Source organism: Aureimonas sp. CAS (assembly GCF_059838215.1).
In genome coordinates this window covers 1,902,381-1,920,676 of record NZ_CM187563.1, presented here as the reverse complement: position 1 = coordinate 1,920,676, position 18,296 = coordinate 1,902,381, and the positions used below count along the sequence as shown (strand labels likewise).

The 18,296-nt window shown below is 67.4% G+C and carries 18 protein-coding genes and 1 tRNA gene; 7 read left to right on the top strand and 12 right to left on the bottom strand.

Annotated elements, in window-relative coordinates:
• Nucleotides 1-96: 96 nt before the first annotated feature.
• Together AC6R2M_RS09365 and AC6R2M_RS09360 are read right to left on the bottom strand one after the other, a co-directional pair.
• The gene (locus AC6R2M_RS09365) at nucleotides 97-1,047 is read right to left on the bottom strand and encodes a DnaJ C-terminal domain-containing protein (RefSeq protein ID WP_500481486.1); all 951 of its coding nucleotides are present in this window, start codon (nucleotides 1,045-1,047) and stop codon (nucleotides 97-99) included.
• A 95-nt stretch (nucleotides 1,048-1,142) separates the two neighbouring features.
• Nucleotides 1,143-1,547 (bottom strand): RT0821/Lpp0805 family surface protein, encoded by a 405-nt coding sequence (locus tag AC6R2M_RS09360; protein WP_500481484.1) that lies wholly within the window; start codon nucleotides 1,545-1,547, stop codon nucleotides 1,143-1,145.
• A gap of 91 nt (nucleotides 1,548-1,638) precedes the next feature.
• Here AC6R2M_RS09360 and pdxH point away from each other — a divergent pair, with 91 nt between their 5' ends.
• From pdxH to AC6R2M_RS09335, 5 genes are all read left to right on the top strand, one after another.
• On the top strand, nucleotides 1,639-2,247 hold the full coding sequence (gene pdxH, locus AC6R2M_RS09355; RefSeq protein ID WP_500481482.1) for a pyridoxamine 5'-phosphate oxidase: 609 nt from the start codon (nucleotides 1,639-1,641) through the stop codon (nucleotides 2,245-2,247).
• A 133-nt stretch (nucleotides 2,248-2,380) separates the two neighbouring features.
• Nucleotides 2,381-2,455 (top strand) — tRNA-Thr (locus AC6R2M_RS09350).
• A 343-nt stretch (nucleotides 2,456-2,798) separates the two neighbouring features.
• A complete protein-coding gene (locus AC6R2M_RS09345; RefSeq protein WP_500481480.1) occupies nucleotides 2,799-3,791 on the top strand; it encodes an iron ABC transporter substrate-binding protein in 993 nt (330 codons plus the stop codon).
• Between the two features lie 154 nt (nucleotides 3,792-3,945).
• A complete protein-coding gene (locus AC6R2M_RS09340) occupies nucleotides 3,946-5,517 on the top strand; it encodes an ABC transporter permease (protein WP_500481478.1) in 1,572 nt (523 codons plus the stop codon).
• Nucleotides 5,514-6,545, top strand: coding sequence for an ABC transporter ATP-binding protein (locus tag AC6R2M_RS09335; RefSeq protein WP_500481476.1), 1,032 nt, complete (start codon nucleotides 5,514-5,516; stop codon nucleotides 6,543-6,545). The genes AC6R2M_RS09340 and AC6R2M_RS09335 overlap by 4 nt, the downstream gene beginning before the upstream one ends.
• Nucleotides 6,546-6,554: 9 nt before the next feature.
• On the opposite strand, the gene AC6R2M_RS09330 is transcribed toward AC6R2M_RS09335, so the two are convergent.
• Both AC6R2M_RS09330 and AC6R2M_RS09325 read right to left on the bottom strand, forming a co-directional pair.
• Entirely contained in the window at nucleotides 6,555-8,108 is a 1,554-nt protein-coding gene (locus tag AC6R2M_RS09330; RefSeq protein WP_500481474.1) for an undecaprenyl-phosphate glucose phosphotransferase, read from the bottom strand.
• Between the two features lie 113 nt (nucleotides 8,109-8,221).
• Nucleotides 8,222-8,779 carry a polysaccharide biosynthesis/export family protein gene (locus AC6R2M_RS09325; protein ID WP_500481473.1) on the bottom strand — a complete coding sequence of 186 codons (558 nt, stop codon included), beginning with the start codon at nucleotides 8,777-8,779 and terminating at the stop codon, nucleotides 8,222-8,224.
• Between the two features lie 203 nt (nucleotides 8,780-8,982).
• On the opposite strand from AC6R2M_RS09325, the gene AC6R2M_RS09320 reads away from it, so the two are divergent.
• Nucleotides 8,983-10,329, top strand: coding sequence for a hypothetical protein (locus AC6R2M_RS09320; protein WP_500481471.1), 1,347 nt, complete (start codon nucleotides 8,983-8,985; stop codon nucleotides 10,327-10,329).
• Between the two features lie 22 nt (nucleotides 10,330-10,351).
• Here AC6R2M_RS09320 and AC6R2M_RS09315 read toward each other — a convergent pair whose 3' ends face one another.
• Complete coding sequence (locus tag AC6R2M_RS09315; protein ID WP_500481469.1) at nucleotides 10,352-10,561, bottom strand: DUF2842 domain-containing protein; 210 nt, start codon at nucleotides 10,559-10,561, stop codon at nucleotides 10,352-10,354.
• A 151-nt stretch (nucleotides 10,562-10,712) separates the two neighbouring features.
• Here AC6R2M_RS09315 and AC6R2M_RS09310 point away from each other — a divergent pair, with 151 nt between their 5' ends.
• Complete coding sequence (locus tag AC6R2M_RS09310) at nucleotides 10,713-11,804, top strand: COX15/CtaA family protein (RefSeq protein ID WP_500481467.1); 1,092 nt, start codon at nucleotides 10,713-10,715, stop codon at nucleotides 11,802-11,804.
• Nucleotides 11,805-11,823: 19 nt separating this feature from the next.
• On the opposite strand, the gene argC is transcribed toward AC6R2M_RS09310, so the two are convergent.
• From argC to AC6R2M_RS09275, 7 genes are all read right to left on the bottom strand, one after another.
• Nucleotides 11,824-12,750: an N-acetyl-gamma-glutamyl-phosphate reductase gene (gene argC / locus AC6R2M_RS09305; protein WP_500481465.1), complete on the bottom strand. Its 927-nt coding sequence runs from the start codon at nucleotides 12,748-12,750 to the stop codon at nucleotides 11,824-11,826.
• A 69-nt stretch (nucleotides 12,751-12,819) separates the two neighbouring features.
• Entirely contained in the window at nucleotides 12,820-13,779 is a 960-nt protein-coding gene (gene speB / locus AC6R2M_RS09300) for an agmatinase (RefSeq protein ID WP_500481464.1), read from the bottom strand.
• A 13-nt stretch (nucleotides 13,780-13,792) separates the two neighbouring features.
• Nucleotides 13,793-14,758: a magnesium/cobalt transporter CorA gene (gene corA / locus AC6R2M_RS09295; protein ID WP_500481462.1), complete on the bottom strand. Its 966-nt coding sequence runs from the start codon at nucleotides 14,756-14,758 to the stop codon at nucleotides 13,793-13,795.
• Nucleotides 14,759-14,880: 122 nt separating this feature from the next.
• Entirely contained in the window at nucleotides 14,881-15,357 is a 477-nt protein-coding gene (gene rpsI / locus AC6R2M_RS09290) for a 30S ribosomal protein S9 (protein ID WP_500481460.1), read from the bottom strand.
• The gene (gene rplM / locus AC6R2M_RS09285) at nucleotides 15,357-15,821 is read right to left on the bottom strand and encodes a 50S ribosomal protein L13 (protein ID WP_500481458.1); all 465 of its coding nucleotides are present in this window, start codon (nucleotides 15,819-15,821) and stop codon (nucleotides 15,357-15,359) included. The genes rpsI and rplM overlap by 1 nt, the downstream gene beginning before the upstream one ends.
• 319 nt (nucleotides 15,822-16,140) lie before the next feature.
• A complete protein-coding gene (locus tag AC6R2M_RS09280) occupies nucleotides 16,141-17,043 on the bottom strand; it encodes a hypothetical protein (RefSeq protein WP_500481456.1) in 903 nt (300 codons plus the stop codon).
• Nucleotides 17,044-17,224: 181 nt separating this feature from the next.
• Nucleotides 17,225-18,259: an SOUL family heme-binding protein gene (locus tag AC6R2M_RS09275; protein WP_500481454.1), complete on the bottom strand. Its 1,035-nt coding sequence runs from the start codon at nucleotides 18,257-18,259 to the stop codon at nucleotides 17,225-17,227.
• Nucleotides 18,260-18,296: the final 37 nt, after the last annotated feature.

Genomic DNA, 18,296 nt, shown 5'->3' with positions numbered 1-18,296 from the left:
TTTAAAATCGTTCGCGCGGTATGGCATAGGCCTTCCGCGCCAGCAACCCGGACGCGGATCACGCTCTATGCGGGAATGTTTCCACCGCCCCGCCCGTCAGGACCCGGCCTCGCGCCTCTTTCGCATCAGCGCTTCGAGTTCGGAATCGGGCTGATCGGGAAGGGTGATCCGCAGCGTCAGGAGAAGGTCGCCCCGTCCGCCGCCGCGCAGCGACAGGCCCTTGCCGCGGATGCGCAGCACCTGTCCGCCGTTCGTCCAGGGCTTGATCGTCGTCGCGATTCGCCCGTCCAGCGTCTCGACGGTGACCTTGCCGCCCAGAACGGCGTCTTCCAGCGCGATCGGCTGTTCGAGAAGGACGTTGCGGCCGTCGATCTTGGCGCGGGGGTGCTCGGCGAACTGGACGGTGACAAGCGCGTCGCCCGCCGGACCGTCGGCGAAGGCTGCCGGCTGGCCCTGGCCGCGCAGGCGGATCGTCTGGCCGTCCTCCACCCCGTCGGGCAGCTTGATCGCCAGCCGCTTGCCGGTCGGGAAGATCGCCTCGACCTTGTCGCCGGCGACCACGTCCTCGAGAGCAACCTTGAGGGTCGCGCGGATGTCGTCGCCCTTCAACGGAGCGTTGCGGGCCGCCGTGAACCCGTCGGCCCGGCCGGTGCGCCGACCGCCCATCGTGCCGAACGCCTGCTCGAAGAAGTCGGAAAAGCTTTCCGCCCCGCCGCCCGCGCCCCCGCCGGAGCGGAAGTCGAAGCTGCGGGTGCGAGCGCCGCCGCCCCCAAAGGGCGAACCGCCGCCGAACGGGTTGCCGCCCGAGAATCCCTGGAATTTCGGCTTGCCCTCGCCGTCGATCTCGCCTCGGTCGAACTGGCCGCGCTTCTCCTTGTCGCCAAGGATCTCGTAGGCCTGATTGGCCTCGTTGAAGCGGGCGGCCGCCGTCGAATCGTCGGCGTTCGCGTCCGGGTGATACTTCTTGGCGAGCTTGCGGAAGGCAGACTTGATCTCCGCCTCGCTCGCCGTCTTGGAGACGCCGAGAACGGCGTAGGGGTCGCGCATGGCGTTGGCTTCGATTCCTCAGGTGACGGCAGATGGGCGCCGGACGGCGCCCGTTCGGCTGCAATATGGTTCGCGCTGACGGAGAGTTGAAGTGGTCAGCCGCTTTCGGAGAAGCGGGTGAGCACCCATTCGCCTTCGCCGCGCGTGCACGCTTCGCCCGCGTAGAGGGCCACGCCGTCGAAGCGCTGGCGCGAGGTGGTGAAGGTGCGGCAGACGACGTTGCCTTCCCGCGCCTCGGTGATCGAGGTGATGGCGCCGCTGGTGCCGGTGTCCGAATTGCTCCAGGCGAGCGGCGCCGTTCGAAGGGAGGCGATGTCCGCGGCCGACACCGCGTTGCGGACCGTGCGGCTGTCCGACACGTCCTCGCGCGGCGGAGGCGGGGCGATCGACCCGGTGACGATCGAGCGGTCCACCGCGCCCTCGAGCGCGTCGCCGTTCATCACCGTGCATCCGCATGCGGCGAAGGCTGCTATGGAGAGCAGGGTCGCTTTCGCGATCAAGGGCATTCGCCTCCCAAGTCTCGTTCCGGTCGGGCCAGGGCAGGCCGAATGCTGTAGGATCGACCGGTGTTGAATCCGGAGAAGGCCGAGCATGCAAGCCCAGTCTCTAAATTTGAGTGAAGACGTCGATCCCGTCGCGTTGTTCGACAATTGGCTGGCCGACGCGGCGCGGTCCGAGCCGAACGACCCGAACGCCATGGCGCTGGCGACCGTCGACGAGAACGGCCTGCCGGACGTGCGCATGGTGCTCCTGAAGGGGCACGACGCGCGGGGCTTCTGCTTCTACACGAACGTCCAGAGCGCCAAGGGTCGCGAACTCGCCGGTTCCGGCAAGGCGGCGCTGTGCTTCCACTGGAAGTCGCTGGGGCGTCAGGTGCGGGTTCGCGGAGCGGTCGAGGAGGTCACGTCGGCGGAAGCCGACGCCTATTTCGCATCCCGGCATCCGACCAGCCGGCGCGGGGCCTGGGCGTCGGATCAGTCCCGCCCGCTCGATTCGCGCTCGACGCTGGAAGCGCGGTTGCGGGAGATCGAGGCGCGCTATCCGGACGACGACGCCATTCCGCGCCCGCCGCACTGGTCCGGCTTCCGCGTGCGCCCGGCCGAGATCGAGTTCTGGCAGGACGGCACGAACCGGCTGCACGACCGCTTCCGGCTGACCGCGCGCGACGGCGGCTGGAGCGTCCAGCGGCTGTTTCCCTGACGCTTCGTCGAGGGGCAGGCGATCATCGGGAGCGGGCGATGCGGGCTTCCGCCCCCGAAGCTCTCGAGGCAGGGTCGAAGGGCGCCGGACCGCTTTACAGGATGCGCTCGGCGTCTTAATCCGACTGTGGCGTGCCGGCTTAGCTCAGCGGTAGAGCAGCGGTTTTGTAAACCGAAGGTCGGGGGTTCAATCCCCTCAGCCGGCACCATTCCCAGTTCAGCTTCCTATGCCGATCGAGTCGCGTCTGCCGCGAGGAACGCGCCGTGCCGCCGAATTGCCGGCCCGTGTTCGCGCGAAAGCTTGACTGAAAAACTCATCTTCATATAACCCCGAAAGTAGATCGGGGAATACAGTAAGTGAAGCTGATCGATCGTTGCTGAATTCGGAAAGACGGGTTTGCTTCGTCACTGAGTTTAGAACGGTTATAGTTTCACAATGCTGTGTGCCTTCGTTCGAGGCCTTGGCCGTACGGGCTGCCCGAGATCGTCGCGAAAGCGAGGGGCCTGGGTTCTGTGCCGACCATCCTGACCAGAAGAAGGAGAGACGATTCCATGACGACGACCCTCAAGGCGGGCGTTGCGGCCGCCGCAATGATCCTCGGCGCGCAGGCTGCGATGGCGCAGGACCTGACCATCTATTCCGGTCGCGGCGAAGCCTTCGTCGGCCCCGTGATCCAGATGTTCGAGAAGGAAACCGGTCTCGACGTCGAGGTCCGCTACGCCGGAACGGCCGAGCTCGCCACGCTTCTGCAGGAGGAGGGCGAGAACTCCCCGGCCGACGTCTTCTGGGCTCAGGACGGCGGCGCTCTCGGCGCGACGCAGGGCCTCTTCGCCGAGATCCCGTCCAGCGTCTCGGAAAACCAGCCCGACCAGTTCAAGAGCAGCGACAATCTCTGGATCGGCACCAGCGCCCGTTCGCGCGTCCTCGCCTACTCGCCGGAGCGCGCGCCCGAGGATACGCTGCCCGCCAGCGTCCTCGACCTGACCGATGAGGAATGGAACGGCCGCGTCGGCTGGGCGCCGACCAACGGCTCGTTCCAGGCCTTCGTGACCGCGATGCGCGTCCACGAGGGCGAGGATGCGGCGCGAGAGTGGGTCGAGGGCATGGCCGCCAACGACGCCAAGGTCTATCCGAACAACATGGCGCTCGTTCAGGCGATCGCCGACGGCGAGATCGATGCGGCGCTGACGAACAACTACTATCTCGGCCGCTTCCTCGCTTCGGACTCGAACTTCCCGGTCGCGCAGCGCCTCTTCGAGACGGGCGACATCGGCAACCTCCTGAACGTCGCGGGCGTCGGCATTCTGGAGACCAGCGACAACAAGGAGAACGCCCAGCGCTTCGCCGAATTCCTGCTCACGCCCGCCGTGCAGCAGTACTTCACCTCGGCCGGCAACGAGTATCCGGTCATCGACGGCGTGATCCCGGCGTCTTCGCTGGTCGGTGTCGCCGACATCCGCGAAGAGGCGCCCGAGGTGCCGATCGACCAGCTCTCCGACCTCGAAGGCACGCTGGAGCTTCTGCGCTCGGCCAACCTCCTCTAAGGACGGCCGGCGGCGTTCGCGAAGCGCAGCGTCCATCGACATCGAAGCGCCCCGCGTCCTCTCGTGATGCGGGGCGTTTCGCCCATCGGTTTGCCGCACCGGGCCGCGCCGGCCGGTCTGCCCCTCCTTCGAAGACGAGCCTCGGGACCACGGTTTGAGAGCTGTATCCGCCGCAAGACGACCGCCCTTCGTCCTGCTCGTTCCGGCGATCCTCGTCGGGGCGGGAATGCTCGTGCCGCTCGCCTATCTCGTCGTCCGTGCCGCCAGCGTCGATCTCGACGTCGCGCTGCAGCTTCTCCTGCGCGAGCGAACGCTCACCCTCTTCCTGAACACGATGAAGCTGACGGTTTGCGTTCTGGCGCTGACGACCGTCATCGCGCTGCCGCTCGCCTGGCTGGTCGTGCGATCGGACCTTCGCGGACGCCCCGTCCTCGCCGTTCTCTCGGTCATGCCGCTGGCCGTGCCGGGCTATGTGATGGCCTACGCGCTCATCGGCCTGTCGGGCTATTACGGGCCGCTGAACCAGTTCTTCGGCCTGACGCTGCCGCGACTTCAGGGCCTGCCCGGCGCGACCATCGCGCTTTCGCTCTACACCTTTCCCTACATCTTCCTGAACCTTCGCGCCGCGCTCCTGGGAATGGACCCGAGCCTGGAGGAAACCGCCCGGAGCCTGTCGCGCACGCGGTTCCAGGCGTTCCGGGAGGTGACGCTGCCGCATCTCGTGCCCGCGCTCCTGTCCGGCTGGCTCGTCGTCGGGCTCTACACGCTGGGCGATTTCGGCGTGATCGCGCTGATGCGCTACGAAGTCTTCTCCTTCGCGATCTACAACCAGTATGTCGGCGCCTTCGACCGCTTCTATGCGGCGTGGCTCTCTCTGATGCTGATGAGCCTCACGGTCAGCTTCCTCGTCATCGAGGGGCTGGCGATGCGCAACCGGCGGTTCGCCCGCGTCGGCACCGGCGTGCAGCGGCGCGCGACGCCGGTGCCGCTCGGGCGGATGCGGCCCTTCGCCAAGCTGTTCCTGGCGCTCGTCTACGGCGCCTCGCTGGGCCTGCCGCTGCTGGTCATCGGCTTCTGGATGAGCCGTGGCACGACGACGGTGGACTGGGCGACGCTGTGGGCCACGGCGCTTCGAACCGCCGGCGCCGCTCTGCCCGGCGCGTCGCTCGCCGTGCTCCTCGCGCTGCCCCTCGTGATCTTGACGGTCCGCTACCGCTCGACCGCGTCTTGGTTCGTCGAGCGGCTGGCCTATTTCGGCTATGCGGTGCCGCCGCTCTCCTACGCGCTGGCGATGGTGTTCTTTTCGCTCGGCGTCCTTCCCGCGCTCTACCAGACGCTGACGCTTCTCGTCGCCGCCTACGCGCTGAGCTTCGTCGCCCTCGCCATGGGGCCGGTGCGCAGCGCGCTGCTGCAGACCGGCGGACGCATGGAGGAGGCGGCTCGCTCGCTCGGGCGAGGGCCGGTGGCGGCGTTCGTCCAGGTGACGCTTCCGCTGATCTCGCGCAGCCTTCTGGCGGGCGGGATGCTCGTCTTCATCCTGATCGTGAAGGAACTGCCCATCACCTTCCTTCTGGCTCCCACCGGTTATACGACCCTCTCGATGAACATCTTCTCCCGGACGTCCGAAGGCATGCTGATCGAGACCGCGCCCTATGCGCTCGTCATCATCCTCTTCTCCAGCCTCTTTGCCGGCCTCGTGCTGCGCTACGAAGGACGCCGGGCATGAGCGCGGAGACGAACGTGACACCGCTGCTCTCGGTGCGCGGCCTGACCCGCCGCTTCGGCGAGACGCTCGCCGTCGGCGATGCCAGCTTCGACGTCATGCCCGGCGAGATCCTGGCTCTGATCGGGCCGTCGGGCTGCGGCAAGTCGACGACGCTTCGTCTGCTGGCCGGCTTCGAGGTGGCCGACCGGGGCGAGGTCAGCCTGTCCGGGCGGCGCATCGAGGCGCTGGCCCCCGAGCAGCGGGGCATTGGGATCGTCTTCCAGGACTACGCGCTGTTTCCGCATCTGACGGTCGCCGGCAATGTGGAGTTCGCGCTGAAGGCTTTGCCGCGAGGCGAGCGCGCGGCCGCTGCCCGGACCTATATCGCCATGGTCGGGCTCGAAGGGCTGGAGGAGCGCTATCCGGACCAGCTCTCGGGCGGGCAGCAGCAGCGCGTCGCTCTGGCGCGGACCTTCGCGGCTCAGCCGGCGCTGATCCTCCTGGACGAGCCGTTCTCCAATCTCGACGCCTCGCTGCGCCACGCGACACGGCGAGAGATCCGCATCATGCTGAAACGCAGCGGCATCGGCGCGGTCTTCGTCACGCACGACCAGGAGGAGGCCCTCTCCTTCGCCGACCGCGTGGCCGTGATGCGGGGAGGGCGGATCGAACAGATCGGGCAGCCGTCCGACGTCTATTATCGACCGTGCAACGCCTTCGTCGCCGGCTTCCTCGGGCGCACCAACCTCATGCGCGGCACCGCCAGGGGCGGCCGGGCCGAGACGCCGCTCGGGCCGATCGAGATCGAGGGCGCGAGCGAGGGAAGCGTCCTTCTCTCGATCCGCCCGGAGCATCTGGCGCTGGCACCGGCCGAGGCGGGCGAGGGGCTCCGCGTGATCGACCGGGAGTTCAAGGGCCACGACATGACCTACTGGATCGAGGCGGGGCCGCAGACCTATCAGGTCGACACGGACTTCACCTGCGCCTTCCAGCCGGGCGACCGGGTCCGGCTCGTCGCGCGCGCACCGGCGACCGTCGTCCTGGACTGATTCCCAGGGTCAGTACGCGCCCTCGCTGCGCACGAGGCTGATCGGCGTCATGGCGAGGATGTAGAGGTCGAAGAGGATCGACCAGTTCTCGATATAGTGCAGGTCGTGTTCGAACCGCTTGCGCAGCTTCGCCGGATCGTCGATCTCGCCGCGCCAGCCCTTCACCTGTGCCCAGCCGGTGATGCCGGGCTTCACCCGGTGGCGCCCGAAATAGCCGTCGACGATCTCGACGAAGGCCTCGTTCATCGAGGATTTGGCGTAGATCGCGTGGGGACGCGGGCCGACCAGCGAGAGCTTGCCGGTCAGCACGTCGAGGAGCTGCGGCAGTTCGTCGATGGAGCTGCGCCGGATGAAGCGCCCGACGCGCGTCACCCTCGCGTCGTTCTTGGTCACGATGGACCGCGCCTGCGGATCGGAATGCTCGTGCCTGAGCGAGCGGAACTTCGTCACCTCGATCGTCTCGTTGTTGAAGCCGTGCCGCTTCTGCCGGAAGAAGATCGGGCCCGGACTGTCGAGGCGGATGGCGATCGCGGTCGCCAGCATGATCGGCGACGCGAGCACGAGGGCCAGACTCGCGAAGACGAGATCGAAGGCGCGCTTGGCGATGAGGTCCCAATCGGCCAGCGGCCGGTCGGCGACGTCGATGAAGGGAACCTGCCCCACATAGGAATAGGAGCGCGGCCGGAAGCGCAGGTCGGAGTTCTGCGCCGAAAGGCGGATGTCGAGGGGCAGCACCCACAGATCGTGGAGAAGCGCCTGGATGCGCTGTTCCGCCGAGAGCGGCAGTGTGACGATCAGCATGTCGATGCGGGCGATGCGCGCGAAGCTGACGAGCTGCCGGATCGTTCCGAGCTTGGGATAGCCGGCGACGAGCGGGGGCGAGCGGCTGTCGTCGCGGTCGTCGAAGATACCGCAGATCCGGATATCGCTGTCGCGCTGGCTTTCCAGGTTCCGGATCAGGGTTTCGGCGGCCGTGCCTCCGCCGACGAGGACGGCGCGGCGCTCCATGATGCCGTTGCGCGCCCAACTGCGCAGCTGGGCGGAGAGAACGACCCGGCACACGAACAGGATCGACGTGCCGAGGGCGAACCAGGACACCAGCCAGACCCGCGAGAACACGCCCTGCATCCGCGCCAGGAAGAGGAGCAGCGCCAGGAGGGCGACGGCGCCCAGCATGGCGCCGATCAGCGCCGAGGTCTGCCGGAACCGCATGCGGAGATGCGAGATCCTGTAGCCGCCCAAAAGGCCGATCAGGAGAACGGCCGAGACCGACGCGACGGCGCTGACGAGCCCGTAGAGTGGCAGGAGGGGTGCGCTGTGGCCGACATAGAGGGCGTAGATCGCCATGCCGAGCAGGAAGAGGAGCCAGCCCTCGAAAAGGCGATAGAGGCCGGTCAGCAGACGTTGCGACACGACGGGCTCGCGGAACTGGGCGGCGACACGCAGCGCGGCCGGATCCAGTTCCTCGTCCGGAGCCGAGTTCCCGAACAGCGACAGGACCTCCGCCGATCGGGCGGGAGGACCCTCGACTGCGAGATGAGGGGTCTGCTTGTTGTTGCGCACCCGGAACTGGCCTCGAGGCTTCGATCGACGATGACCGGGCAAGGCTACGCCCGCCTCATTCCTATTCCTTTAAAGGACGGAGCGGGAGAGGCGCGAGAGTCTGCGAGTTCGATCTAGATCAGGCGCTCGCGGATGTAGATCGTATCGCCGGGGACGATCGGATCGGAGGTGACGACGCGCCCGGTGATGACCTGGCCCTGCACCTGCCGCGTGATGTCGACGGTGGTCTGATTGGCGCGCGAGGTGAACCCGCCGGCCGCCGCGATCGCGTTCTGCACCGTCATGCCGGGAACGTAGGAATACTGGCCGCCCGACTGGACCTCTCCCATGATGAAGAAGGGGCGGTACTGCTCCACTTCCACCGAGACGTCGGGATCGCGCAGGAATCCGTCCGACAGGCGCGAGGTGACGGCGGCGCGCACCTCGGACGTTGTCTGACCGCGGGCCGGCAACTGGCCGACGAGCGGCAGCGACAGGAAGCCGGCCTGATCGACGGCGTAGGTGTTGGTCAGCCCGGCCTCGTCGAAGACCGTGATCCGCACGCGGTCTCCCGCGTCGAGATGGTAGGGCCCGTTCAACCCTTCATGGAAGGCGGCCGGCGTCGGCTGGTAGCTGGAGCAACCCGAGACGAGGGCGAGGGCGGCGCAGAGCGCGACGGTCCAGTTCCCCATGATCGTCCGGCTCCATATCCGGAGCGCCTCACGTCCGTTCGGACGCTCGATGGCCGCTCCATCTCGTTGTTTCGGCGCACCGGTCTTTCCGAAGACCGCCATTCGGTTTTCGGGCGATGCTTGAGGATCGACTTCGATCCGGCAACTGGAGATATAGACCTGTTAAGGTTAAATGACCGTAAATCCGCCTCAAGCGACCCCTCATGCGTTCCGCGCGATGGCCCGTGCCTGTAGAGCGGCAGGTGTTGATTCGGACGTTCGATGGTTGCTTTCAGGACCCGTGTTCATGCTTCGGCGCCGCCGCTCAGCCGCGGCCGTTCCCGGCTCGTTTCGGCCGATGCGGCCGTGCCGGGGCGCGAGGACCGCTGATGGGCGTGTTTGCGCGCGAACCGGGACGAGCGAGAGGCGCCGCCGCCTTCGGCATCGCTCGCACGGCGGCGACGAGCGCTCTCGTCTTCGCCGTTGCGGCGCTGTCGGCTCTCTGGGTCGCGGGACCGAGCTTCGAGGCTCGTGCCGTCGTCACGGGGCTTTCCGCCGCCGATCCCCCGTCCGGTGATTCGGTCGAAGACTGGGCGTCGGAACCGTTCGCGGACGCAGTCGCCGCGCGCCTCGGCGAAGCCGGCGCTTTTCTGCGGACGCCGAGCGTCGCGGAGCGGATCGCCTCGCTCCTCCACGGAGCGGTCCCCGTCGCGGCCGAGGAGGTCGGCATCGGCCATATCCGGGAGCGCCTGTCGATCACTCCCGGAACGGACGGCGACGTCGTCGTCTCCGCCCGGAGCGACGACGCGGAGGCGGCGGCGACGCTGGCCGAGGCGGCCGCCGCCGAACTGGTCGAGCGACTCCGGGACGGATCGCCGGAGGGAGAGGCGGCAGTGGTGTCGCGGCGCGACGTGCGGCGGCTGCCTCAGCCCTTCACGACCGTCGGGCTGGTCGCCGCGATGGTCGGAGCGGTGCTGGGGGCGGCCGTCGCCGGACTCGGCCGCAGGGCGACTTCCGCCGGGCCGGACGACCGGAGCGACGAGGCGGAGCCGGACGGACGGGCTGCCGTTTCGTCGTCGGGGCAGGCGGACGATTCCGAAGCGCCCTTCGAAACGGTCTCGATGAGCGAGATCGCAGCGGCTCTGGAAATCGAGCCCGTCTCCTGCGTCTTCGTCGTATCGGCGCCAGGTTCGCACGGAAGGGCGCGACGGCTCGCGCGTCGTCTCGCGGGACCCGATGCGTCCGTCCTTCTTCTCGACTTTTCGTCCGCCTGTTCCGCTCGCGCGGATGGCGGCGGTTCGGACGCTGCCGAAGGCTCGGGCCCCTTCATCGAGATCGTTCCGGTGGAGAGCTTGCCGAGCGCGTTGTCGCAGGAGGACCGGTCCGTTCTCGCGCATGCCGGCGAGGCCTACGATCATGTCATCGTCGATTGCGGTCAGCTCGCCGCGAGCGAGATCGCGCTTCTGGCGGACGAGGACAGCGCCGTGCTCGTCATCGGCGGCGCCTATGCGGCGGGGCGGACGGGGGAGTTCGAAGACGCCGGTCTGGCCACCCTCGTCCTCGCCGGCTGAATTCGGCCTGAACGAGCCGGCGTCAGGCGCCGGGCTCGCGCTCCATCCAGCGGATGAGGATGGCGGCCGGGACCACCCAGAGAAGCCCGGTCGTCAGGAAGTAGACGAGATGGACGAAGCCGCTCGACTCGCCGAGATAGGCGGACGCGAAGGCGGTGGCGAAGACCGCATAGACCAGAATCAGCGCGAGAAGCACGAAGACGCCGATCAGCTTCTTGGTCCGAACCGACATTCCCGCGCTCCCGTTCGTCCGGCGCGTGCGGCAATGGCTTCCTTGCAGAACGCGCCCTTTCGGTTCACATGACGCCCCAAAGCTTCACGTGCAAGCCCTTGGATACGATCGATTTCGACGAGTTGCGCTCCGGCGCCGAGGAAGTCCGCCCATGACCACCGTTCCCCTCATCGGTTTCGCGAGCGAACCCACACTGACGAGCCGTGACATCGAGAACCGCCGCCTGATCCGCCGATGGCTCTATGTCGTCGCCTTCATGGTCTTCGCGCTCGTCGTGGTCGGCGGCGGCACGCGCCTCGCCGAGGCGGGGCTTTCGATCACGGAATGGAAGCCGATCCACGGGATCATCCCGCCGCTGTCCGCGCAGGAATGGCAGGAGGAGTTCGACCTCTACCGCCAGATCCCGCAGTACCAGCTCATCAACCGCGGGATGAGCATGGAGGAATTCCAGGTCATCTTCTGGTGGGAATGGGCGCACCGTTTCCTGGCGCGCGCCGTCGGCTTCGCCTTCGCGCTGCCGCTGGCCTTCTTCTGGTTCACCGGGCGCGTCGAGCGCCGCCTCAAGCCGCGCCTGCTCGGGCTCCTGGCGCTGGGCGGCCTGCAGGGCGCGATCGGCTGGTGGATGGTCGCCTCGGGCCTCGTCGAGCGGACGGAGGTCAGCCAGTACCGGCTCGCGGTGCATCTGACGCTCGCCTGCATCATCTTCGCGTCCATTCTCTGGGTCGCGCGCGGATTGGTGACGCACGAGCGCGAGGCGCCGCCGACGGCGCATTCGGCCAAGGTCGGCGGGCTCATCGTCCTTCTGACGCTGGTCCAGATCTATCTCGGCGGCCTGGTCGCCGGCCTCAACGCCGGCATGACCTTCAACACCTGGCCGCTGATGGACGGGCAGTGGGTCCCGGCGAACCTGCTGACCATGACCCCGGTCTGGCGGAACTTCTTCGAGAACGTCATGACCGTGCAGTTCACGCACCGCATGGGCGCCTATCTGCTGACTGCAGTCGTGGTGATTCATGCGATCGCGGCCTTCGCGATCGCGCCGGGCTCACGCCACGCCAAGGGGGCGCTGGCGGTCGTCCTGCTCGTCCTGTCGCAGGCCGCGATCGGCATCGTCACCCTTCTGACGATGGTTCCGATCCACTGGGCGCTGATCCATCAGGCCTTCGCGGTGGCGGTGCTGGCGGGCGTTGTGATCCACGCCCGCGCGATGAAGGGTTCCTATCCGGCTCCGGCCGCCGCCTGACGAGGCGCAGGCTCGCGGCTCAGGCCGCGAGCATCAGGTCCATGTTCTGGACGGCCGCGCCCGACGCGCCCTTGCCCAGATTGTCGAGCGAGGCGACGAGATTTACGCGGCCGCCCGTCTTCGAGGCGAAGACGTAGAGGCGCATGTCGTCCCGGCCGGCGAGCTCCGTCGGGTCGATCCGCTTCAGGCCGGCGGCCTCCTGCGGGGAGACGACCGTCACGACATCCTGCCCGGCATAATGGGCCGCGAGCGCCCGATACACGTCGTCGCCGCTCCGGCCTTCGTCGAGGACCAGCGGAACCTGCACGAGCATGCCCTGCGGGAAGCGCCCGACGGAGGGCGCGAAGATCGGGTCGCGGGTCAGTTGCCCGTGCTCGCGCATTTCCGGCAGATGCTTGTGGGCCAGATCGAGCCCGTAGAGGAAATGCGGCGCGGAGAGGTGATCCTCCCGGCCGGCATCCTCCATCTGCGCGATCATCTGCTTACCGCCGCCCGTATAGCCCGACACGGCATTCACCGAGACCGGATAGTCGTCGGCGATGATCCCGGCCGCCCGAAGCGGGCGCAGGAGGGCGATCGCGCCGGTCGGATAGCATCCCGGATTGGCGACGAGCCGCGCGTTGCGGATGCGCTCGGCCTGCGCGGCTTCGAGCTCGGCGAAGCCGTAGACCCAGTCCGGGTGGACCCGGTGGGCGGTCGAGGTGTCGATGATGCGCGTCCGGTTCGAGCCGGCGAGCATGGCAACGGCCTCGCGGGAGGCGTCGTCCGGCAGGCAGAGGATGGCGATGTCGGCCTCGTTCAGACGATCCTCGCGCATCGCGGCGTTGCGCCGCTCGGCCTCCGGGATCGAAAGCAGTTCGACGTCGGAACGGCCTTCCATGCGCTGGCGGATCTGCAGCCCGGTCGTGCCGTGTTCGCCGTCGATGAAGATCCGTGGCTTGGCCATCGTCGTTTTCTCCTGCCGGACAACGCGTTAGATCGCGTCGTGAAGATTTCAGATCAAGCGGATACGGGTTCAGCCGCGCGTCCGCTCGATGTGATTGCCGAGGATATACATCGCAACGCTCGCCGCGGCGACCGCCGTCATGTCGGCATGGTCGTAGGGCGGGGAGACCTCGACGACGTCCGCCCCGACAAGTTCGAGGTTCTTCAGGTGCCGCAGGACCGCGAGCATCTTCGCGCTCGACGGTCCGCCGGAGACCGGCGTGCCCGTTCCCGGCGCGAAGGCGACGTCGAGGCAGTCGATGTCGAAGGTCAGATAGACGCCCGTGCCCCCCGTGCGCTCGTAGATGCGCTTGGCGATCTCGACCGAACTCAGATCCTCGACCTCGTCGCCGGGAATGATCTCCAGCCCGCAGGTCTCCGGCGCATGGGTGCGAATGCCGATCTGGATCGAGCGGCCGGGATCGACAAGCCCGGCCTCCACGGCCGCGATCAGGAACGAGCCGTGATCGACGCGGCGCTCGCCCGAGGGCGAGGTCGCGACCGGCCACGTGTCCTGATGGGCGTCGAAGTGGACGAGCGCGAGCGGTCCGTGCTTTTCGGCGTGGGCCTGCAGGAGCGGGAAGGTGATCGAATGATCGCCGCCGAGCGTCAGGAGGAAGCCCGTCTGGCCGAGAAGCGCGGAGGCCTGGGACCGGATCGCTTCGTGCGCCGTCTCGGGCAGCCGGTAGTCGAGGAGGCAGTCGCCGTAATCGACGACGCTGGCTTGCTCGAACAGGTCGAAGCCGAACGGATATTGCGGGTCGTTGTCGAAGATCGCCGAGGCGCGGCGGATCGCCTGCGGCCCGAAGCGCGCGCCGGGCCGGTTGGAGACGGAGGCGTCGAAGGGAACGCCCCAGACCGTAACGTCGGCGCCGTTCGGAATCTTGGTGAAGGGCCGGCGCATGAAGGACAGCGCGCCCGCATAGGTCGGGTCGCTGGCGGCGCCGGTCGGGCCGGCGGTGAAGGCGTGGTCGATGGACTTCGTGCTCATGCCCGCCGCCTTATCACAACCAGCCCTTCCGCCTGAAGATCAGGAAAGGGACGACGGCCACGACCGTCATCAGGACGAGAGCGTAGGGATAGCCGAGGGTCCAGTGCAGTTCGGGCATGATGTCGAAGTTCATGCCGTAGATCGAAGCGACCAGCGTCGCGGGCATGAAGACGACCGAGACGATGGAGAAGATCTTCATCACCCGGTTCTGTTCGAGGTTGATCAGGCCGAGCGTCGCGTCGAGCAGGAAGTTGATCTTGTCGGACAGGAAAATCGCATGTTCGCCGAGGGCGTTGGCGTCGCGCTGGATCATGAAGACTCGCTTGTGCCCGGCCTCGGTGGCGTTCTCGTCCTCCGTCGCGGTCAGGAAGCTCGCCACGCGGCCGATCGAGACCATGCTCTCCTGGATCATGTCGATCGTCTCGCCCTGATGCCCGATGTCGGAGATCAGCGCTTCGAGGTCGCGTCCCTGCGCCTTCTCGCGGCCTTGCCGCGTGCGGAAGATGACGCGCGAAAGATGGTCGATGTCGGCGCCGACCTTCTCCAGGGCGTCCGCGAGGCGGTCCGTGACGGATTCCAGAAGCGAGAGCAGAACCGCGCCGCCGCTCTGGCAGGGGCCGGCCTTCGACCGCGTCGCGCGCGTCGCGTAACCCTCGAAGGTCTTGAGGTCCGCATGGCGGATGGAGACCAGCACGCGGTCCTTCAGCACGAAGGTGACGGGCGTGCGCTCGGGATGCTCGGCGAGATTGACGAGGGCCGTCACGGTCATGAACCGCGCGTCGTCCTCTTCGTAGAGACGCGAGGACAGCTCGATCTCGGCCATCTCCTCCCGCGTCGGCAGATGGACGCCGACGACGGCCTCGACGCGCCGGACCTCTTCCTCGCTCGGCCGGTTCAGGTCGATCCAGACCGCCTGTTCCAAGGCGTCGAGCGACACGGGTTCGAGCCGGTCGTTCCGGCTGGTATAGGCTGTAAGCATCGTCGTCTTCCGGCTCTGCCGGTGCGAGGGCCGGCTGGCACCAAGATGAGCGAGGGCGCTTAAAAGAGAATGCCCGGCGCGAGGGCCGGGCATTTTTCGAATTCGAAGCTCTGGCGAAACGCTTAGCGCTTCGAGAACTGGAAGGACCGGCGGGCCTTGGCCTTGCCGTACTTCTTACGCTCGACCGTACGCGAGTCGCGCGTCAGGAAGCCGCCCTTCTTGAGGACCGAGCGCAGGCCCGGCTCGTAATAGGTGAGGGCGCGGCTGATGCCGTGGCGAACCGCACCGGCCTGACCGGACAGGCCACCGCCGGCGACGGTCGCGACGATGTCGAACTGGCCGTCGCGCGCAGCGGCGACGATCGGCTGACGCAGCACCATCTGAAGGACCGGACGGGCGAAATAGTCCGAGAAGTCCTTGTCGTTGATGACGATCTTGCCGGAGCCCGGCTTGACCCAGACGCGGGCGACCGCGTCCTTGCGCTTGCCGGTGGCATAGGCGCGACCGTACTGGTCGAGCTTCTGCACGTGGACGGGAGCGGCCTCGGTCGTGGAGACGTTGGCGTTGCCAAGGTCCTGCAGCGAATTCAGCTCGGCCATTATGCAGCCCTCGAGTTCTTGGAGTTGAGCGCCTTGACGTCGAGCGTCTCGGGCGTCTGCGCCGTGTGCGGGTGCTCGGCACCGGCGTAGACGCGCAGGTTCTTCAGCTGGCGACGGCCGAGCGGGCCGCGCGGCAGCATGCGCTCGACGGCCTTCTCGACGACGCGCTCCGGGAAGCGGCCCTCGAGGATCTCGCGCGCCTTGCGCTCCTTGATGCCGCCGGCATAGCCGGTGTGCCAGTAGTAGGTCTTGTTCTCGTACTTCTTGCCGGTCAGCACGATCTTGTCGGCGTTGACGATGATGATGTTGTCACCATCGTCGACATGCGGCGTGAAGGTCGGCTTGTGCTTGCCACGGAGGCGAAGCGCGACGAGGGAGGCGAGGCGGCCGACGACGAGCCCTTCGGCGTCGATCAGGATCCACTTCTTCTCCACCGTCTCGGACTTCTGCGAGAAGGTCTTCATGGTCGTTCCTTGGTCGTTTGGGGCGTCGGTCGCGGAAGAACGCCCGCCACCATACGAAAAAGCACGGCACCGGGGCCGCACTTGATGGAGGTCTCTTATCGGGAGGCGAGACGTTTCGCAAGCCGTCCGTAGGCTCTTTCGTACGTCTCGCCCGCGTTCAAGCCGAAACAAAACAATGAGTTGGCTGTTTTGGTAACATAATACCCGTCTTTTTCAAGTCAGACGTGGGTTAGCCGCTGAATGCGAAACGGCCCCCGGACACGCGATGCGTCCGGACGCCGTCATCTTCAGGCGCCGAGGATCGACGACGCCCGTGTTCTCAGTTCGTGGTCGCGCTCTGCAGGAGGCGGCAGAGACCGACCAGTCCGCGATCATAGCGGTTCGGATCCATCATGACCGCGCTGCAACGCTGGACCAGCGCCTGACGCTCGGCCTGATCCATCTGGCTGAACTGGTTCAGTGCTGCCTGCTGGCTCACCGGCGGCCGCCCGATCGGCTGGTTCGGAACCGCCGGTACGTTCGGACGTCCGGGCGTTCCAGGGACGCCGGGCGTGCCCGGCACCGAAGGCGGGTTCACGCCACCCGGAGTGCCCGGTGTGACCGGCCCGCCGGGCGTGCCTGGTCCGCCCGGTCCGCCGGGTGCAAGGCCGCCGATGGAAACCCCGAGACCCACGTCGATGCCGTTGCCGACGCCAGCGCCGACTCCGGCGTTCACGCCCCCCGGGCCTCCGATGGACGCGCCAGCGCCGGCGTCGATGCCGCCGCTGCCCACTCCGGCACCGAGACCGGCATTCACACCGCCCGATCCGCCGACCGAGGCACCTGCGCCCGCGTTCACGCCGCCGCCGCCGCCGATGCCGGCACCGGCGCCCGCGTTGATGCCGCTGCTGCCGCCCACCGAGGCGCCCAGCCCGGCTGTCGTTCCGCCGGAGCCGCCGATGTCGGCGCCCGCGCCGGCATTGACGCCGTTACTGCCGCCTACGGAGGCGCCGACCCCGGCGCCCAGGCCGCTGCCGCTGGTTCCGCCGAGGCCCGCCCCGACATTGGCGCCTTCGCTTCCGCCGACCGATACGCCGAAACCGAGCCCTCCGCTGTCGGTTTCACCCACTCCGACGGAGATGCCGCCGATATCCGCGCCGAGCCCTTGGGCATGGATCGGCTGCGAAGCAAAAGTCGCCGCACTCAGAACAAGTGCACTGGACAGTCTACGAAGATTTTTCATAAAAAGCTCCCGAGACAAGTACATATGACGGGAGTGCGTGCCTTAAATGCGGCAGAAAAAGGGCAACTGTAGAATTGTGAGAATACCTATTTTACATTCTGTACATGAACGGTGATGGAACGAAAAAAGGCCCGGCGGAGCCGGGCCTTCGAACTAACGCTGCTTCAGGTTTAGATGTCGGTCAGCGCTCGATCTCGATGAGGATCTCGTTGCGGCGCATGAAGCCCGGAACCCAGGGCGGGTTGTAGAAGGCGTAGATCGGGTCGCCCTTCTGCTTCAGACCCTCGTCGGCCAGATAGTTGTAGAGCGCCATCAGCTTCTTGCTGGCCAGCGACGCGCTGAACGCCCCGGAGAACTCGACGACGGCCATGCGCCGCGCCGGCACTTCCGAGATCGTGACGTCGGACGAGGACGGGCTGGGAAGGGTGGACTTCGCATAGCGCTTCGGCATGACGAAGCGCACCGCCCAGCCCTTGCCCTGGCCTTCGCCGTCGGACAGCTGCTGGAGCACCGGGATCGTCATCGCGATCTTCTTGTTCGAGGCGTTTCCACCGCGAATGAAGTCGTAGAGCGTTTCGAAGCCGGCCTTGCGCGCCTTCTCGTGGTAACCGCTCTTGATCGTCTCGGCCACCAGCATGGCGTCGTAGTCGCGGATCGAGACCTCGCCGTCACGCCGGACCGTCTCGTATTCCGGCTCTTCCGCGTGGTCGGCGATCTTCTTCGACACGTAGAACGCGGCCCCGAGCGCGACCGCGACGCCGCCGATCGCCAGCGCCGTCGTCAGCTCCGGGCGATGGCGGAAATAGTCGATGCCGCGCTGCGCCTCCATCCCGCGGCGGAAGCTCGTCCGGCGCGGCGCGCGAAGTTCGGGCCAGTTGATGCTCGACAGGGCGGGCAGGTAGCCGCGCGCTTCGTGCGCCCCGTCGCGCAGGGAGCGCTGCGCGCGCTCCAGCGAATGGCGAGCGTCCGAGGCGTCGGGCATCGACCAGCCCGTCAGGAAGCTCGGCAGGTAGCGGGACGCCACGCTCTCCTGCTGGAAGCCCGGCAGATAGGACAATCCGTCGTGGGCCGAGCGGCGGAGACGCTCCCAGCGCGAGGGACGGTAGCCGAGCCGGTCGGCAGCCTGCGCCTCGATGTCGGCGAGCCTCGTGCCGATATCGTCCATGGCTTCTTGAAGCCTGTCGTAGGCGGAAGGCTTGTCGCGGAACATCGTCATCTCCTGAACCTGTGTTCTGAAACCGCATGCCGAACGG

Excerpts from the sequence above, each read along its gene's own strand:
- AC6R2M_RS09365 (WP_500481486.1), bottom strand. The coding sequence starts at position 1,047 with ATGCGCGACCCCTACGCCGTTCTCGGCGTCTCCAAGACGGCGAGCGAG.
- pdxH (WP_500481482.1), top strand. The coding sequence starts at position 1,639 with ATGCAAGCCCAGTCTCTAAATTTGAGTGAAGACGTCGATCCCGTCGCG.
- AC6R2M_RS09345 (WP_500481480.1), top strand. The coding sequence starts at position 2,799 with ATGACGACGACCCTCAAGGCGGGCGTTGCGGCCGCCGCAATGATCCTC.
- AC6R2M_RS09335 (WP_500481476.1), top strand. The coding sequence starts at position 5,514 with ATGAGCGCGGAGACGAACGTGACACCGCTGCTCTCGGTGCGCGGCCTG.
- AC6R2M_RS09325 (WP_500481473.1), bottom strand. The coding sequence starts at position 8,779 with ATGGGGAACTGGACCGTCGCGCTCTGCGCCGCCCTCGCCCTCGTCTCG.
- AC6R2M_RS09320 (WP_500481471.1), top strand. The coding sequence starts at position 8,983 with ATGCGTTCCGCGCGATGGCCCGTGCCTGTAGAGCGGCAGGTGTTGATT.
- AC6R2M_RS09315 (WP_500481469.1), bottom strand. The coding sequence starts at position 10,561 with ATGTCGGTTCGGACCAAGAAGCTGATCGGCGTCTTCGTGCTTCTCGCG.
- AC6R2M_RS09310 (WP_500481467.1), top strand. The coding sequence starts at position 10,713 with ATGACCACCGTTCCCCTCATCGGTTTCGCGAGCGAACCCACACTGACG.
- argC (WP_500481465.1), bottom strand. The coding sequence starts at position 12,750 with ATGGCCAAGCCACGGATCTTCATCGACGGCGAACACGGCACGACCGGG.
- speB (WP_500481464.1), bottom strand. The coding sequence starts at position 13,779 with ATGAGCACGAAGTCCATCGACCACGCCTTCACCGCCGGCCCGACCGGC.
- corA (WP_500481462.1), bottom strand. The coding sequence starts at position 14,758 with ATGCTTACAGCCTATACCAGCCGGAACGACCGGCTCGAACCCGTGTCG.
- rpsI (WP_500481460.1), bottom strand. The coding sequence starts at position 15,357 with ATGGCCGAGCTGAATTCGCTGCAGGACCTTGGCAACGCCAACGTCTCC.
- rplM (WP_500481458.1), bottom strand. The coding sequence starts at position 15,821 with ATGAAGACCTTCTCGCAGAAGTCCGAGACGGTGGAGAAGAAGTGGATC.
- AC6R2M_RS09280 (WP_500481456.1), bottom strand. The coding sequence starts at position 17,043 with ATGAAAAATCTTCGTAGACTGTCCAGTGCACTTGTTCTGAGTGCGGCG.
- AC6R2M_RS09275 (WP_500481454.1), bottom strand. The coding sequence starts at position 18,259 with ATGACGATGTTCCGCGACAAGCCTTCCGCCTACGACAGGCTTCAAGAA.